This is a genomic window from Lentzea sp. NPDC058450 (assembly GCF_042721395.1).
Classification (GTDB): domain Bacteria; phylum Actinomycetota; class Actinomycetes; order Mycobacteriales; family Pseudonocardiaceae; genus Lentzea.
In genome coordinates, this window is record NZ_JBHXLO010000062.1 from 1 (window position 1) to 15,480 (window position 15,480).

17 protein-coding genes are annotated in these 15,480 nt (G+C 69.3%); 9 read left to right on the forward strand and 8 right to left on the reverse strand.

The window, feature by feature from the left end; all coding sequences use genetic code 11:
- The 3 genes from ACFWNN_RS45160 to ACFWNN_RS45170 all read right to left on the reverse strand — a co-directional run.
- Positions 1-482: Dyp-type peroxidase domain-containing protein (locus ACFWNN_RS45160; protein ID WP_382446137.1), on the reverse strand; the 482-nt coding region annotated here is incomplete at its 3' end.
- Positions 479-1,843 (reverse strand): ATP-binding protein, encoded by a 1,365-nt coding sequence (locus ACFWNN_RS45165; RefSeq protein WP_382446138.1) that lies wholly within the window; start codon positions 1,841-1,843, stop codon positions 479-481. The genes ACFWNN_RS45165 and ACFWNN_RS45160, both read right to left, overlap by 4 nt.
- Before the next feature lie 8 nt (positions 1,844-1,851).
- Positions 1,852-2,538 carry a response regulator transcription factor gene (locus ACFWNN_RS45170; protein ID WP_382446139.1) on the reverse strand — a complete coding sequence of 229 codons (687 nt, stop codon included), beginning with the start codon at positions 2,536-2,538 and terminating at the stop codon, positions 1,852-1,854.
- Positions 2,539-2,607: 69 nt separating this feature from the next.
- Between ACFWNN_RS45170 and ACFWNN_RS45175 the strand changes: the two genes are divergently transcribed.
- Positions 2,608-3,219, forward strand: a complete 612-nt coding sequence (locus tag ACFWNN_RS45175) for a DedA family protein (RefSeq protein WP_382446140.1) — start codon at positions 2,608-2,610, stop codon at positions 3,217-3,219.
- Here ACFWNN_RS45175 and ACFWNN_RS45180 read toward each other — a convergent pair.
- The gene (locus ACFWNN_RS45180) at positions 3,200-3,886 is read right to left on the reverse strand and encodes a response regulator transcription factor (RefSeq protein ID WP_382446141.1); all 687 of its coding nucleotides are present in this window, start codon (positions 3,884-3,886) and stop codon (positions 3,200-3,202) included. The two genes, ACFWNN_RS45175 and ACFWNN_RS45180, sit on opposite strands and share 20 nt — an antisense overlap.
- 103 nt (positions 3,887-3,989) lie before the next feature.
- Between ACFWNN_RS45180 and ACFWNN_RS45185 the strand changes: the two genes are divergently transcribed.
- Positions 3,990-4,559 carry a phosphatase PAP2 family protein gene (locus ACFWNN_RS45185; protein WP_382446142.1) on the forward strand — a complete coding sequence of 190 codons (570 nt, stop codon included), beginning with the start codon at positions 3,990-3,992 and terminating at the stop codon, positions 4,557-4,559.
- On the opposite strand, the gene ACFWNN_RS45190 is transcribed toward ACFWNN_RS45185, so the two are convergent.
- Positions 4,537-4,917 carry an ArsR/SmtB family transcription factor gene (locus ACFWNN_RS45190; RefSeq protein WP_382446143.1) on the reverse strand — a complete coding sequence of 127 codons (381 nt, stop codon included), beginning with the start codon at positions 4,915-4,917 and terminating at the stop codon, positions 4,537-4,539. The genes ACFWNN_RS45185 and ACFWNN_RS45190 overlap by 23 nt on opposite strands.
- Before the next feature lie 269 nt (positions 4,918-5,186).
- On the opposite strand from ACFWNN_RS45190, the gene ACFWNN_RS45195 reads away from it, so the two are divergent.
- A complete protein-coding gene (locus ACFWNN_RS45195; RefSeq protein WP_382446144.1) occupies positions 5,187-6,401 on the forward strand; it encodes a sodium:proton exchanger in 1,215 nt (404 codons plus the stop codon).
- Here the strand turns inward: ACFWNN_RS45195 and ACFWNN_RS45200 are convergent.
- Genes ACFWNN_RS45200 through efeU form a run of 3 tightly spaced genes read right to left on the reverse strand, consistent with a single transcriptional unit; the run spans position 6,380 to position 9,634 of the window.
- Entirely contained in the window at positions 6,380-7,642 is a 1,263-nt protein-coding gene (locus ACFWNN_RS45200; protein ID WP_382446145.1) for a histidine kinase dimerization/phospho-acceptor domain-containing protein, read from the reverse strand. The two genes, ACFWNN_RS45195 and ACFWNN_RS45200, sit on opposite strands and share 22 nt — an antisense overlap.
- Before the next feature lie 31 nt (positions 7,643-7,673).
- Positions 7,674-8,795, reverse strand: a complete 1,122-nt coding sequence (gene efeO / locus ACFWNN_RS45205) for an iron uptake system protein EfeO (protein WP_382446146.1) — start codon at positions 8,793-8,795, stop codon at positions 7,674-7,676.
- Between the two features lie 17 nt (positions 8,796-8,812).
- Positions 8,813-9,634, reverse strand: coding sequence for an iron uptake transporter permease EfeU (efeU, locus tag ACFWNN_RS45210; protein WP_382446147.1), 822 nt, complete (start codon positions 9,632-9,634; stop codon positions 8,813-8,815).
- A 204-nt stretch (positions 9,635-9,838) separates the two neighbouring features.
- Between efeU and ACFWNN_RS45215 the strand changes: the two genes are divergently transcribed.
- The 6 genes from ACFWNN_RS45215 (at position 9,839) to ACFWNN_RS45240 (ending at position 15,441) form a co-directional block, all read left to right on the forward strand.
- On the forward strand, positions 9,839-10,303 hold the full coding sequence (locus ACFWNN_RS45215; protein WP_382446148.1) for a DUF998 domain-containing protein: 465 nt from the start codon (positions 9,839-9,841) through the stop codon (positions 10,301-10,303).
- Complete coding sequence (locus ACFWNN_RS45220) at positions 10,300-12,246, forward strand: glycosyltransferase (protein ID WP_382446149.1); 1,947 nt, start codon at positions 10,300-10,302, stop codon at positions 12,244-12,246. Before ACFWNN_RS45215 ends, ACFWNN_RS45220 begins: the two co-directional genes overlap by 4 nt.
- A gap of 191 nt (positions 12,247-12,437) precedes the next feature.
- On the forward strand, positions 12,438-13,088 hold the full coding sequence (locus ACFWNN_RS45225) for a phosphatase PAP2 family protein (protein ID WP_382446150.1): 651 nt from the start codon (positions 12,438-12,440) through the stop codon (positions 13,086-13,088).
- Positions 13,085-13,765: a response regulator transcription factor gene (locus ACFWNN_RS45230; protein ID WP_382446151.1), complete on the forward strand. Its 681-nt coding sequence runs from the start codon at positions 13,085-13,087 to the stop codon at positions 13,763-13,765. Before ACFWNN_RS45225 ends, ACFWNN_RS45230 begins: the two co-directional genes overlap by 4 nt.
- Positions 13,758-15,101 (forward strand): ATP-binding protein, encoded by a 1,344-nt coding sequence (locus ACFWNN_RS45235; RefSeq protein WP_382446152.1) that lies wholly within the window; start codon positions 13,758-13,760, stop codon positions 15,099-15,101. The genes ACFWNN_RS45230 and ACFWNN_RS45235 overlap by 8 nt, the downstream gene beginning before the upstream one ends.
- Positions 15,102-15,192: 91 nt before the next feature.
- A complete protein-coding gene (locus tag ACFWNN_RS45240) occupies positions 15,193-15,441 on the forward strand; it encodes a hypothetical protein (protein ID WP_382446153.1) in 249 nt (82 codons plus the stop codon).
- Positions 15,442-15,480 lie beyond the last annotated feature (39 nt).

Consider the following 15,480-nt stretch of genomic DNA (forward strand, 5'->3'; position numbering starts at 1 on the left):
GGCCGCTTCGACGCGAGCCCGAACCGGTCGTCGAACAGCGACGGCCCGAACCCGATGGTGATCGTCAACGCCGAGGCGGGCAGGTCGAGCGCCTCGCCGGTGTCCTTCGGCGGCGCCTCGGCGTTGCCACCGACCGCGCCGTTCTCCGCCGCCTCCTGGCCCGCCGTCATCCGTTCCGCGGCAAGAGTCCACTCCTTGAGCAACGCGACCAGCTCGTCCCGGCTCTTCGTCTTCACGTCCAGCGCGACGAAGTGCATGTGGTCTTGGGCGGGCGTGGTGATGCCGGCCTGGATCTCACCGCGGAACGGCACCTTGGCCGCCGCGACGTTCTCGACCTCGGGAGACGCCTTGGTCGCGAGCACACCGGCGGCGGCGCCCGCGCCCGCGAGCGCCACACCGGCACCCGCGAACCCGAGCAGCCTCCGCCGGGAGACACCCAGATCGGGCTCGTCGTGCTGTCCGGTCGGAGCGTTGTCGGTCACTGGCGGTCTCCCTGGAGCGTTGTCTCGGACTGCGAGCGCAGCGGCAAAAGCACCTCGAGTCGAGTGCCGCCGCCAGCGCGGTTTACTGCGCGCACGATGCCGTCGTGGCTGGTCACGACCTGCTCGACGATCGCCAGCCCCAATCCGGAGCCGGGTAGCGCTCGCGCGGATTCCGCGCGGTAGAAGCGGTCGAACACGTGCGGGAGGTCATCAGGCGGGATGCCGGGCCCGTGGTCGGTCACCGAGAGCCGCGCGACTCCTCCTGTCGCTCGCAGTGCGACGTGCACGGGTTTGCCGAGCGGGCTCCACTTCGCCGCGTTGTCGAGCAGGTTCAGGACTGCTCGTTCGAGCGCGGCCGGGCGGCCGATCAGCGGCACGGGGGCGAGCTGGGTCGTGATCGTGACGTGCGGCGCACGGGCGCGAGTGCGTTCTACCGCCGCGCCCGCGACGTCGGCGAGATCGAGGAAGCTCGTGGGCTCCTGGTTGGTCTCGCCCTTGCCGAGTTCGACGAGTTCGCCGATGAGCGTGCTCAGTTCGACGATCTGCGTTTCGAGGTCGCGCAACAAGGAAGAGCGGTCGGTGGCAGCGAGGTCGCCGCCCATGGTTTCGGCGTGCACCAGCAGTTCGATGTTGTTGCGCAGGCTGGTCAACGGGGTGCGCAGCTCGTGGCTGACGTCCTCGACGAGCCGGCGTTGGGCTGTCCTCGAGTCGCCGAGCGCGGTGAGCATCGCGTTGAACGCCTCCGCCAGCCGGGCGATCTCGCCCTGTCCGCGCGTCGGGATCTTGGCCGTCAGGTCCTGGGTGCGGGCGACCTCCTCGGCGCCGGCGGTGAGGTCGTCCACCGGCCGTAGCGCCGTGCGGGCCACGCTGCTGCCGAGGGCGGCGGCCGCGAGCACTCCGATGAAGCCGACCGCGGCGTGCAGCAGACCGAGTTCGGCCAAGGTCGACTCGATGCCTTCCGCGTCGCGAGCGACCTGGACGACACCGTCGCGGCCTGGCACGGACCAGACGCGGTACTGCTCGTCTCCGATGTGGACGTTCTGCACCTGGCCGGAGCCGGTGGTGGGGATGCGTTCGCCGTGCTTCGCCCCTGCGGCGGCGACGGAGCCGTTGGCCAGGGTGAACTGCACGATCAGCTCGCTGTGACCGGGTCCGTCGTCGTGCTCGGCAGGCTGGATGAGGGTGAGCGCCTCGGCCGGGGTGCCGGCGGTGGCGGCGAGTTGCGTGTACGAGCGGAGTTGGTCGTCGAACTGCCGGTCGAGCTTGGCCCGCACCACGAGCCACGAGGCGATCGCCACCATGATCACGGCGACCGCGGCAGCACCGGCGGCGAGCAGGCCGAACCTGGTTCGCAAGGACATCAGGCGGTTCACAGGGGGTCGTCTCGCAGGACGTATCCGACGCCGCGCACGGTGTGCAGGAGGCGGCGCTCTCCGTCGGCTTCCAGCTTGCGGCGCAGGTAGCCGACGTAGACGTCCACTCCGTTGGACGGTGTGCCGTAGTCGTAACCCCACACGTGGCCCGCCATCACCGCCCGCGTCAGCACGACCTTCGGGTTGCGCAGGAACGTCTCCAGAATGCAGAACTCCGTCCGGGTCAGCGTGAGTGGACGGGAAGCGCGGTGAACCTCACGAGTGTCCGGCCGCATCACCAGGTCGTCGAACCGGAGTTCTTCGCCCGCCGCGCCGCTCTGCACGCTGCCGCGCCGCAACAGCGCCCGCACCCGAGCGAGCAGTTCCAGCAGCGAGAACGGCTTGGCGAGGTAGTCGTCCGCGCCGGCGTCCAGGCCTTCCACGCGGTCGGTGACGTTGTCACGCGCTGTGAGCATGAGCACGGGCGTCGTGTCACCGCCGGCCCGCAGCGCCCGGCACACGTCGAGGCCGCCGAGCACGGGCATCATCACGTCCAGGATCACGCCGTCAGGCTTGCGGGTACGAATGGCTTCGAGGCCTTCGGCGCCGTTGGTGGCCACGCTGACCTCGTAACCTTCGAACCTGAGCGTGCGCGACAGCGAGTCCCGCACAGCGGCCTCGTCGTCGACAATCAGTACGTGCACGCCATTGAATCTACAGCCCTGTAGATACAGATTGCCGTCAGTTAACCTTTGCTTCGTCACACTGGGTTCGTGAACGCCATCGCACTGAACATCCTCGATCCGCACAGCCTCCTCGCCACGTTCGGGCCTGTGGGCGTGTTCGTGGTGATGTTCATCGAGACGGGCCTGCTGGTCGGGTTCTTCCTGCCAGGGGACTCGCTGCTCTTCACCGCGGGCCTGCTCTCCGCCACCGCGCTGAACCTGTCGCTGAGCCTGGTCATCGCGGCAGCGGCCGCAGGGGCGATTCTCGGCGCGCAGACCGGCTACTACATCGGCCGCGCTGCCGGCCCACGTCTGCTGAACCGCCCCGATCGGCCACGCCTGGTGCAGGCGACACAGCGCGCCGAGGAGACGCTGACCAAGTACGGCGTCGGCAAAGCTGTGGTGCTGGCGCGGTTCATTCCGCTGGTGCGCACGGTGCTCAACCCGCTCGCGGGCGCGTTGCGGGTGCCAGTGGTCGTGTTCACGCTCTGGCAGGTCGTGGGTGGCCTGCTGTGGGCGGTGAGTCTGCCGATCGCCGGATACCTGCTGGGCAGCCGGATCCCGAACATCGACACCTACCTGCTGCCGATCATCGCCGTGATCGTGCTGCTGTCGGCGATCCCGGTGCTGCGTGAACTGATCAAGGCCCGGCGGGCGTGACCTCCAGCCGATAGCCGTGACCGCGCAACGTGGTGATCTCCGGTGACCGGCCGGACGGCTCGGCGAGCTTGCGGCGCAACGCGGCGATGTGCACGTCGAGCGTCTTCGTGGAGCCGTACCAGTGCGCGTCCCACACGTCCGTCATCAGCGCGTCGCGGCTGACCGCCGTGCCGGGCTGTTCGGCCAGGCGTGTCAGCAGATCGAACTCCCTGGCGCGCAACGGAACTTCGGCTCCGTCGACCGTTACTCGACGCGCGGTGGTGTCGATTCTCAACGCCCCCACGGTGATCACGTGCTCGGCCGCCGGAGCGGCGGGACCGCGACGGAGATGCGCCTTGATCCGCGCGTGCAGCTCGCCGAGTCGTACCGGCTTGGTCAGGTAGTCGTCCGCGCCCGCTTCCAGGCCCATCACGACGTCCATCTCGTCAACCCGGGCCGTCAGGATCACCACCACGGCTTGCGGCATCCGGGCGCGCAGCTCCCGGCACAGCACCACACCGTCCACATCGGGCAGACCGAGGTCCAGCAGCACCAGATCGGCAGGCTCGGCGGCACGGGCGGACGCGCCGGTCGACGACCATTCCACCTCGTAGCCGTGCAACCGAAGACTCGACTCCAAAGCCTGACCGATGGTCCTGTCGTCCTCGACCAGCAGCACCCTCTGCATGTCCTCGACCCTATCCCGCGAACCGCGTTGGGGCGCAAAGGCAAACTGCGCGTTAACCGAACGGGTGCGAGGTGTTGTCCCTGTTCCACATAGCGTCGCTGGTGTGACGGAGACGCAATGGTTCGTGTCGGTGGGTGAGTGGGTTCAGCAAGAGGCGTGGCTGCAACGACCCCTGGTCCTCTTCAACGAGTACGGCCTGGTCGCCCTGGGGGTCGTCGTGCTGGCCCTGCTGGTCTGGGCCGCCCGCAGTGGCATGCCCGAACTGGTCGCACGGGCGTTGTGGGTACCGGCCTCCATGGCGATCGCGCCGACCATCGGCCTCGTCGTGAAGAACGTCATCGCCGAACCCAGGCCCTGCCGCACGGTCGTGAACTTCCCGATGCTCCTGCCCTGCGAAGCGCCGACGGACTTCTCGTTTCCCAGCAACCACACCACGATCGCGGCGGCGTTCGCCGTGTCGCTTTTCCTGCTGAACCGCCGATGGGGAGTGGCGGCGGTCGTGTTCGCGTTGGCGATGGCTGCGGCGAGGGTTTTGGCGGGTGCGCACTATCCGCACGACGTGCTGGCCGGGTTGTTGCTGGGCGCGCTGATCGGTGCGTGCGGCGTCTTCATGGAACCGTTGCTGATCGCCGCTGTGCGACGTGCGCGGCTCATCCGCTCGGAGGTGGGGTGACTCCGGTTCGAGGTGGATCAGGCGCGAGTGTGCCGTCCGGGGCGATGTGCTCGAAGATCTGGTCCACCAGGGAGAGCACGTGCGGGTCGTCCACTGCGTACAGCTGTCGCCTGCCGTCCCGCCGGGCGGTGATGACGCCGGCGAGACGGAGCTTCGCGAGGTGCTGGGAGACCGTGGCGATGCCGATTCCGACGTGCTCGGCGAGCGTGCCGACGTCGTAAGAGCCGTGGGTGATCAGCCACACGAGGTGCAGCCGGACAGGACTTGCCAGCAACGAGAACGTGTCTGCTGCCGACCGGAGCTGAGCCGGCGTCGGCTCGGGCGGCGGGAGCGGGTTCGCCGCGGGCGTCGGAGACATGGTGCGGCCATCTTCCCATCCCGGCCGCGTGACGCCCACCTCCACAACACTTGCACACTTGCGAAATTAACGAAATGGGAGTTAGGGTTCGGGCAACTCCGAAGGGGAGTAGTCCGCAACACCACGCGTCGACACACTGAGAACCTCGTGTTCTCCGGCGGTGGGGCCGGTCGGCAGACCGGTGGACGAGACCTTCGGCCACGCAGTGATGCCTGGCCGAGCCTTCCCCTGGGGTCCGGCCGGGCTCTGTCCGGAAGGAACCCGATCCCTTGTACGCCACACTGCTCCGCCCGCTGGCGCTGTGCGCGGCACTCACCGTTCCCGCGCTCGTCGCGCGGTCCGCGGGCCCGCACCCGGACGCCCTGATCGCGCTGCTGATGTTCGGCGCCGCCGTGGTGGCCGCGTCGTTCGTGCTCGCTTGGGCGGCGGAGGCCGCACAGGTCGACATCTCCGGCGGGCTCGCGATCGCCCTCCTCGCGGTGATCGCCGTGCTGCCCGAGTACGCCGTTGACCTCTACTTCGCCTACACGGCCGGGTCCGACCCCACCTACGTCGCCTACGCGGCCGCTAACATGACCGGCTCGAACCGGCTGCTGCTGGGACTGGGCTGGTCGCTGGTGGTGCTCGTCGGACTGGCGCTGGCCAGCCGGCGCACCGGCAGGACCGTGCGGGAACTCGTGCTCGAATCCGGCTACCGGGTGGAACTCGGGTTTCTGGCGATCGCCTCGCTGGTCGCGTTCGTCGTGCCCGCCACCGGTCAGATCTCGCTGCTGCTCGGGTTCGCCCTGCTGGGCTTCTTCGCGTTCTACCTGTGGAAGATGTCGCGCGCCGAGGTCGGGGAACCCCACCTGGTCGGACCCGCCGCGACGATCGGCGCACTGCCCCGGCGTGCCAGGCGGACGGTCGTGGTAGCGCTGTTCCTCTTCGCGGCCGTGGTGATCGTGGTCAGCGCGGAACCCTTCGCACAGGCGCTGATCAGCACCGGCCGTGAACTCGGCGTGGACGAGTTCCTGCTGGTGCAGTGGCTCGCCCCGCTCGCGTCGGAGTCACCCGAGTTCATCGTGGCGATCCTGTTCGCCGTGCGCGGCAACGCGAGTGACGCGATCGGCACGCTCATCTCCAGCAAGGTCAACCAGTGGACGCTGCTGGTCGGCAGCTTGCCGATCGCCTACCTGGCCGGAGGCGGCGGTGCGGGCGGGCTGGTGCTCGACGCGCGGCAGGTGGAGGAGTTCCTGCTCACCGCCACGCAGACGTTGCTCGGTGTGGCCGCGTTGCTCGCACTGCGGTTCCCCCGCTGGGCGGCCTGGACGCTGCTGGGGCTGTTCGCGGTCCAGTTCGTCTTCCCCGGCCAGACCGCGCGCTACGTCCTGTGCGGCATCTACCTGGTCCTGGCGGTGGTGGCGCTGGTCCACAACCGGAAGCACGTCGTGCCCACGCTGGTGGCGCCGTTCCGCCGGGAGCCTCAGGCGGTGAAGCCCGGCTGAGGCAACAGCAGTGTGAAACGGGTGGGGGAGCGGTCCGTCAGCACGAGGCGACCGCCCTCCGCCTCGGCCAGACTGCGCGCCAGGGCGAGGCCGATGCCGTGTCCGGTCGCCACGCGTGGCCGGGGTGCGAACAGGTCGGCTTCTCCCGCGTCGCCCTCGTCGGAGACGTCGACCGCGAGCGCTCCGGCGGTTTCGCGCGCGAGGACCGCGACCGTTCCTCGTCCGTGCACGATCGCGTTGTCCACCAGCACGTTCAGGATCTGCCTGACCGCGGCTTCGGAGGCGGCGAGCGGTGGTGCGGCGTGGACGTCGACGCGCAGGTCCCTGCGTTCCGTCGTGAGCTGCGCTCGCCATGCGGCCGGAGAGTCCGCGAGGACGGCGGCCAGGTCGACGGTGGCCCGTGCGGGACGCGGCGAGTCGCGGGTCAGGGCGAGCAGGTCGTCGATCGTGCGTTCCAGCCTGTCGGCCGCCTGCACACCGATCTCCAGGGCAGGGCGTGGATCGGTGGGAGCCTCCAGCGCCGCCTCCAGTTGCAGCCGGAGGCCGGCCAGCGGGGTCCGGAGCTGGTGTGAGGCCCGCGCGGTGAACGCCCGCTCGCGTTCGAGGGTGTCACCGAGGCGGTGCGCGGTGGAGGTCAGCGCGTCCGCGACGCCGTCGATCTCCTTGATGCCACACGGGGCGGCCTGCACGGTGAAGTCGCCGTCGCCGAGGTTGCGGGCGAGGTCGGCGAGGTTCTCCACGGGCCTGGTCAGCCGGGCGGCCATCCGCCGGGCGACGCGCCAGGTGATCAGCACGGCGGCTGCCGCGCCGGCCGCCATCGCGAGCCACGCCAGCAGGGTCAGTCCCACGACTTCGGTGAGCGTGGTCGACGCACGGACCACCGCCGTGGTCTGACCGGACCGGACGATCGGTACGGCGACGACGATTTCGTTCGACGTCGAGCTGGCGACGTCGCGAGTGCGCGCGGCCTCCGCGACCACGTCGTCGCCCTCCGGTCCGGTGCCGGTGAGCACCGCGCCGGAGGGCGAGTAGACCGTGATCGTGGCGTCAGCGGGAGCTGGTGGTGTGGAGCCGGACGGATCGTCGGCGACCGCCAGCGCCGCTCGTACCGCGATCCGTTCGAGCTCGGCGCGTTCGTCGCTCAGGTTGTACTTCGCGACGCCGACCGCGAGCGGCAGTCCGAACAGCACGATCGCCAGCACGGCCGCCGTGACCGCCAGCGTCACGATTCGTTGGCGCATCGGCCCAGTGTGCCCGAACTGCTCGCGCCGCTCAGGACGTGACGACCTCCGCGACCTTGCTGACCGGCTCACCCAGAGCGTCCAAGGCGTCCGAGAGCGCCTTGACCTCGTCCGGGGTCAGCTCGGTGTAGAGCTTGAAACCGTCGCCCTTGCGATGCGACTCCAGGAGCTTGTCCAGCGCGGCGAACTTGTCGTCCAGTGTGGACAGCATCGCGGCGTCCTTGTCCTGGATGACGGGGCGCAGCGAGGCGATGGCGGCCTTGGAGCCGTCGACGTTGCCGCGGAAGTCCCACAGGTCGGTGTGCGAGTAGCGGTCCTCCTCGCCGGTGATCTTGCCGGTCGCGACCTCGTCGAGCAGGCCCTTGGCGCCGTTGGCGAGGTCGAGGGGCTTGAGCTCGACGCCCTTGGCGAGCTTGACCACCTCTTCCACGTCCGCGCGCAGCCGGTCCGCGATGGAGGAGGTGTCGGCTTGGACGCCGGAGACCCAGAGGTCCTTCTCGAGGCGGTGGAAACCGGTGAACTCCATGCCTTCGGCGATGACGTCCTCGCGGCCGTCGATCTTCGGGTCGAGGTCGCCGAAGCTGCCCGCGACCGGTTCGATGCGCTCCCAGTACGTGCGCGCGATCGGGAACAGCGCCTTGGCGTCGTCGATCTTTCCGGCCTTGACCGCGTCGGTGAACTCGGTGGTCTTCGTGAGGAAGCTGTCCGCCTGCGAGTTGACGTAGTGCTGGTAGCTGGACGTGGCGTCGCGCAGCTTGGCGTCGGTGTCGGTGGACTTCTTGCCGTCACCGCTGACGGTGAACTCGCTGCGGATGCCGTTGCCCTTCATGCCGGGCTTGCAGGCGGTCTGCAGCTTGCCGGCCTCGCTGACCTCGACGATGAGCCGCCGGGTGAGTCCGGGCCCGATGTTCTCGACCTCGCCGAGGATTCGGTCGCCCTCGGCGTAGAGGTAGAACTCGGTGACCTTGGTGCCCTTGTTGGTGACTTCGAACGTCACGTTGCCGGTGTTCGCGCTGGTGCGGGCGACCCTGCAGGCGTCGTCCGCGGCCTCGACCGCGATCGGGCCATCGGTGCCGGTGGCGTTGTTCTGGGTGGAGCCGCAGGCGGAGAGCACGAGCAGGGCGCTCACCCCGAGGATGCGGGCAGTCGGCACGGGAGTTCTCCGCTTTCTCACTTGGATTCCGCGCGGGTGCGCGGCCGGATCAGGAACAACGGCAGCACCACGGCCACGTAGGCGAGCCAGGCGATGGCCTGGAGCACGGTGGTGCGCTGCGAGTAGTTGAAGATGCCCTTGAGGAGGGTGCCGTACCAGGAGTCCTCCGGGACGGCGTCGCTGAGGTCGAACGCGAGCGTGTTCAACCCCGGCAGCAGGGCTGCTTCCTGCAGGTCGTGCAATCCGTAGGCGAGCACGCCAGCCGCGACGAACACGAGCAGCGCGCCCGTCCACCGGAAGAACTTGCCGAGGTCGAATCTGATCGCGCCGCGGTAGAGCAGGAACGCGAGCGCCACCGCGATCGCGAGGCCGGCGAGGAAGCCGATCAGCGGCTGCACCGTGCCGGCGCCCGCACTGTCCACACTGGAGTAGAAGAAGACGGCTGTCTCCAGGCCCTCCCGGCCCACCGCGAAGAACGACAGGACGACGACGGCGCGCGGCCCGAGGTCGAGCGCTTGACTCATCTGCCCGCGCAGGTCCGAGGCGATGGTGCGGGCGGTCGCCCGCATCCAGAAGATCATCCCGGTGACGAACACGACGGCGACGATGGACATCGCGCCGCCGAAGATCTCTTTCTGCTGGAACGTCAGCGTTGCCGCGGTGTAGGTGATGATCGCGCCGATGGCCACCGACAGGGCCACCGCGATTCCGACGCCGATCCACACGAAGCGCAATGCGTCGCGCCGCTCGGTGCGCACCAGGAACGCGATCAGGATGCTCACCACCAGGGCGGCTTCGAGTCCTTCTCGCAACCCGATTAGCCCGTTGTTGACGAGCACGTGTCACCACCTTCGTTCAGGTAAGCCTTCGCTTAGTTCTACATGACTGTAGAAGATGTTGGCCTTCGTTTGTCAAGCGGGTGTGACGTGGCATTGCCGCGGGTCGCGAAGTTGTGACGGTCCTCAACGGGCGAATCGGATGTTCTCATCGGAACGCCGGTGGATCTTCATCGTTCTCTCATCTGGGCCCTGCACCTTCGTGGCATGAAGGTCGCCCTCCTGCCGTCTGCCGCCCTGGCCGCGCCGACCGCTGCCTTCTACGCGCTCTCGATCGTCCTGCTCGTGCTCGGCGGCACCACCGCGTTCGCCGGGCTGCCTGGGGGTGCGGCACTGCGGTTGTGGCAGACGGGCCTCGCGATGTGCGTGATCTTCCCGACGAACCGCACGAGCACGGACACCACGTTCGCGGGTGAGCTGCACCGGATCGGCGGGGGACTTGTGCTGGTGTGCCTGCCGCTGGCCGGCTGGCAGGTCGCCCGCGCTCTCGACGCCGCGCAGCTCGGCACCTGGACGGCGACCGCGGTGGCGGCGTCCGTCCTCTTCGGACTCGCCCAGTTCTCCTGGACGCCGCTGACCGACGTGCGCGGCCTTCTCGAACGCGTCGCGCTGGCGGCGCAGATCGGCCTGTTGCTGGTCATTGCACACGCACCCCGCCGGAGGCTGGCATGACACCCCTAGCGATCGTCCTGGCAGTCGTGGCGGCGTGCTGCTTCGCCGCCGCCGTCCACCTGCAGCACCGAACCGTCCGCACGACCAAGGCGTCCAGGGTCGTACTCGATCCCCGATGGCTCGCCGGCGGCGCCCTCGCCGCGACCGGCGCCGGCCTGCACGTCCTGGCGCTCACTCTGGCCCCGGTCACGGTGGTGCAGCCGATCGGCGTGCTGAGCCTGGTCGTGACGGCGTTCGTGACGGGCAAGGCCCGGCGGGCAGCCCTGGTGGTGGCGGCGGGCACGGGGGCGTTCGTGCTGCTGTCGGTCACCAACGCGCCCGCCTCGGCCGTGACGAATCTGCTGCCGGTGGACTTCGCGGCCGCCGCGGCGGCGATCATCGGGTTGGCCTGCGGGCGAGGCCGCGCGCTCGTCTCGGCGTCCTCGGCGGCGGTGTTGTTCGGTCTCGCGTCCACGCTCGTCCGAGCGGCGTCGGTGACCGGGTCGATCGCGCTGGCCGCGCAGTCCGCCGTCCTCGTGCTCGTCGGAGTTCTGCTGGTGCACCAGGCCTACGCCGCCGGGTCCGCCGCGACCGTGATCGCCGCGACCACCGTGGTCGACCCGATGACCGCGGTACTGGCCGGGTTCGTCGTGCTCGGCGAAGGAACTCCGCCCCTGATCGCGGCCGCACAGGCGGTCGCGGGCGCGTTCGCCATCGCCGGAGTGCTCGCGGTGGCGCGGACGCGGGAAGAACCTCCGGTGGCGAGCTCCCGGCAGCCCGGCCCGATGCGGGTGCTGATCGCGGCCGACACGTTCCCGCCTGACGTGAACGGCGCCGCGACGTTCGCCGCCCGCCTCGCCGCAGGACTGGCGGAACGCGACATCGAGGTGCACGTTGTCTGCCCGTCGACCGACAACGGCGACAGCGAGGGCCTCGTCGGCGGCGTCCAGGTGCACCGGATCGCCTCCGTGCGCACGCCGTTCCACCCCACGTTCCGGGTCTGCACACCGTGGCGGGTGCGCGGGAGCCTGCCCGCGATTCTCGCCGCCGCCGATCCGGACGTCGTGCACGTGCAGGCTCATTTCGGGGTCGGCCGGACCGTGCTCGCGGGTGCTCAGGAGCGCAACGTCCCGGTGGTCGCGACGAACCACTTCATGCCGGAGAACCTGCTGGCCCACAGCACGTTCCCGAAGTGGTTGCAGCGGGTGGTGACCGAGATCGGCTGGCGGGACGTCACCCGCGTGTACCGGGCCGCGAACGCGGTCACCGCCCCGACGCCGCGTGCCGCGGAGCTGTTGCAGCGCAGAGGACTCGACGTTCGCGCCGTGTCGTGCGGCATCGACCTCGGCCACTACGCGACCCGACGCGAACCGCACGCCGGACCGATCACCGTGGCCTTCGTCGGCAGGCTCGACCGCGAGAAGAACGTCGACGACCTCATCCGGGCAGTCGCGTCCACGAACGACGTCCGGGCCGAAGTGGTCGGAGTCGGCAGCTGCCGGACGGAGTGGGAGGCGCTGGCCGACGAGCTGGGCGCGCCCGTCACCTTCCACGGCTACCTCTCCGACGACGAGATGCTCGCCGTGCTGCGTCGCGCGGACGTGTTCTGCATGCCCGGAACCGCCGAGCTGCAAAGCATCGCCACGCTCGAGGCCATGGCCGCGGGACTACCGGTCATCGCGGCCAACGCCATGGCCCTTCCGCATCTCGTGCACCACGGCGAGAACGGCTACCTGTACCCGCCCGGAGACATCGTCGCCCTCGTTGCCGCGCTGACCGCGCTGAGCGATCCCGCTGACCGCACGGAGGCCGGGCTCGCCAGCCTCCGCATCGTCGCCGGCCACGACCTCGAGCACACCGTCGACACCTTCCACTCCGCCTACCGGAACGTGACCCTTCAAGAGGAGAACCACTTTGTCCCAGCAGGAAAACCCCGAGAAGCCGACGCCGGGCAACGAGCCTGACACAGCCGCCGCATCGCTCCGGCCAGGGGGCTTCGGCCGGTTCGTCCGCCATCGCGCCACCCAACTCGTCGCCGTGGGACTGGTGGCCGCGGCCATCGGTGCGGGAGCAGGCGCGTTCGCCGCCCACGAGGACGGCGGCGAACGAACCCAATGGGAACACCACCGAGGCGACCACGAGGAACACCAAGAAAGTGACCACGAAAACAACGATGGTGGCCACTAGGCACACGGCGGTCGTTCTGCTCGCGGCAGCACTGTTCACGACCCTGCTCGTGCTCGTGCTGGTCGCCTGGGAACCGTTGAGGGCGGTGGACTCCGCTGCCCTCAATGGGTTGCACGCCTACGCCCTGGCCCAACCCGGCTTCACCACGACGATGAAGGACATCAGCACCGCGGGCTCGGCGCCCGTGTACACCGTGCTGTTCACCGCCATAACCCTGTGGCTCCTGCATCGCCGGAGATGGCGCGACGCGGTCTTCACCGCCGTGGCGGAGGTCGGCGGCGGCCTGCTCAACCACCTGCTGAAGTTCGTCGTGAACCGGCCGCGTCCGGTGGTGGCCGACCCGATCGCCCACGCGAGCGGCTTGAGCTTTCCCAGTGGCCACGCGCAGTCGGCCGCGGTGGCCGCGACGGTTCTGTTCGTCCTGTTCGCCGGTGAGCTGAACCGCACCGGCCAGATCTACCTCTACGGCATCGTCGGACTCGCGGTCGCGCTCATCGGGTTCTCGCGGGTGGCGCTGTCGGTGCACTACGTCTCCGACGTTCTTGCCGGGTTTTGCGCAGGAGTCACGTGGGCGATCTGCGTCCTCTTGGTGACGAACAGGGTCTGGTCGAGCGAATGAAGGTCTTGGTGGTCGACGACGCGGTGGGCTTCGCCGCCGCGTTGCGCGACGGTCTGCAAGCCGAGGGACACACCGTCGACGTCGCCGGCAACGGCGTCGACGGTCTTTGGCATGCGCGCGAGAACTTCTACGACGTCATCGTTCTCGACGTGATGCTGCCCGGCGTCAACGGCTACAAGGTCTGTGAATCCCTGCGGGCCGAGCAGAACTGGACGCCGATACTCATGCTGTCTGCAAAGGACGGTGAGTGGGACGAGGTCGACGGTCTCGACATCGGCGCCGACGACTACCTCACCAAGCCCTTCTCCTACCCGGTCCTGCTGGCCCGGCTGCGCGGTCTCGCCCGCCGTGGCTCAACCCCACGGCCCGCCGTGATCGCCCTGCGCACCCCGGTGGGGGAGTTGCGGGTGGATCCGGCCGCCCGGAAAGTGTTCCTCGGCAACGCGGAGGTCGAACTCACCGCACGCGAACACGCGCTGTTGGACCTGATGGCCCGGCGGGCGGGAACCGTCCTGAGCAAGACCGAGATCCTGCACCAGGTCTGGGACCTGCACTACGAGGGCGACCCGAACGTCGTCGAGGTCTACATCAGACGGCTGCGCGCCAAGCTTGGCAACGACCTGGTCGACACCGTGCGCCTCGCCGGCTACCGGTTGGTGGTCGAAGGCCATGAGTAGGTGGACGCGCACGATGCGGACCCGCGCCACCGTCGCGGCGGTCGCGGTGGTCGGGGTCGCGCTGATCGTCGGCGCCATCGTGCTGGTGACGGTGGTGCGCGCGAACCTGGTGACCACCGTTCGCACCACCACCGCGGCACGAGCCTCCGCGATCGCCTCGAAGACCGCGGAGGAAGGCACCCCTGTCCTGCCCGAAGAGATCCCGGCAGGGCAGTTCGTTCAAGTGCTCGACGACCAAGGCGCTGTGGTGGCGTCCAGCCCGAACGCCGCAGGCCAGACCCGGCTCAGCCACGTCCTTCCCGGGCAGTCGGAGGAGATCGCCCACGGCCCCGGCGGTGATCCGTTGCTCGCGGTCGTGGTCACCACCGACGCAGGCGAACCCCGGTGGACGGTCATCGTCGGGCAGACCCTCGCCGGACCGACCGCGTCGACCCGGCTGCTGATCAGTCTGCTGGTCGCCGGCACCCCCGCACTGCTCGCCCTGGTCGGGCTCACCACCTGGCTGGTGGTGGGCAGATCCCTCGCCCCGGTGGCGGCCATCACCTGCGAGGTCGACGCGATCACCGCCACTGAACTCCACCGGCGGGTACCCGAACCAGATACCGGCGACGAGATCGCTCAGCTGGCCCGCACGATGAACACGATGCTGCACCGCCTGCAGAAGGCCAGCGACAGCCAGCGTCGCTTTGTCTCCGACGCCTCCCACGAGCTCCGCACCCCGGTCGCGACCATCAGAAGCCGTGCCGAGGTCGCACAGCTGCATCCAGAACTCTGCACGGTCACCGACCTCGCCGATCCTGTCCAAACCGAATCCCTCCACCTGCAGAACCTGGTGGAGGACCTGCTGTTGCTCGCCCGCGCCGACGAGTCAGGTCTGGCGCTGCGTCGCGCACCAGTGGATCTGGACGACCTGGCGTTCGCGGAGGCGCACCGGCTGCGCATCACGACCTCGTTGAGCGTCCGCGTCGACACGGTGTCTGCGGGCCGCGTCACCGGCGATCCGAACGCACTCGCCCGCGTCGTCCGCAACCTCTCGGACAACGCCGCCCGCCACGCGAAGACGACCGTCGCGTTCACGGTGACGGAGAACAACTCCGAGGTGTGTCTGACGGTCGACGACGACGGCCCGGGAATCCCTGTGCCAGAAAGAGAACGCGTCTTGGAGAGGTTCGTCCGCCTCGACGACGCCCGCGCCCGAGACCACGGGGGCAGTGGCCTCGGCCTGGCCATCGTTGCCGAGATCACGGCCGCACACCACGGCACCGTCACCATCTCCGCCTCACCCCAGGGCGGCACCCGCGTCCAGCTCGCCCTTCCGGCTCCACCAGACCGCTGAACAGCGCGTTCAGCGGCGGTTCAGCTTTCACCCACGAGCATTCGCCTGCCGGTTGGAGAAGCACCGGCGACAACCACGGAGGAACGAAACGATGAAGAAGCCCATGTGGGTCGGCGCGGCTGTGCTGGCCTTCGTCCTGGTGGGTGGCGGCGCCGGTCTGGCCATCGCCAACACCACCGGACCGGACTCGAACACCACGTCGACCCAGCAGGTCACAGACCAGCCGGAAGGCCCGAACGACCCGGCCGACGCCGTGGACCAGCCGGAGGGCCCGAACGACCAGCCCGACGGTGCCGACGAAGGACCGGAAACGAACGACGGCCCAGACGGCAACAAGTAGTCCGGAGCTGTGACACGTGGCTGTGGGTGGGTGGGCGGG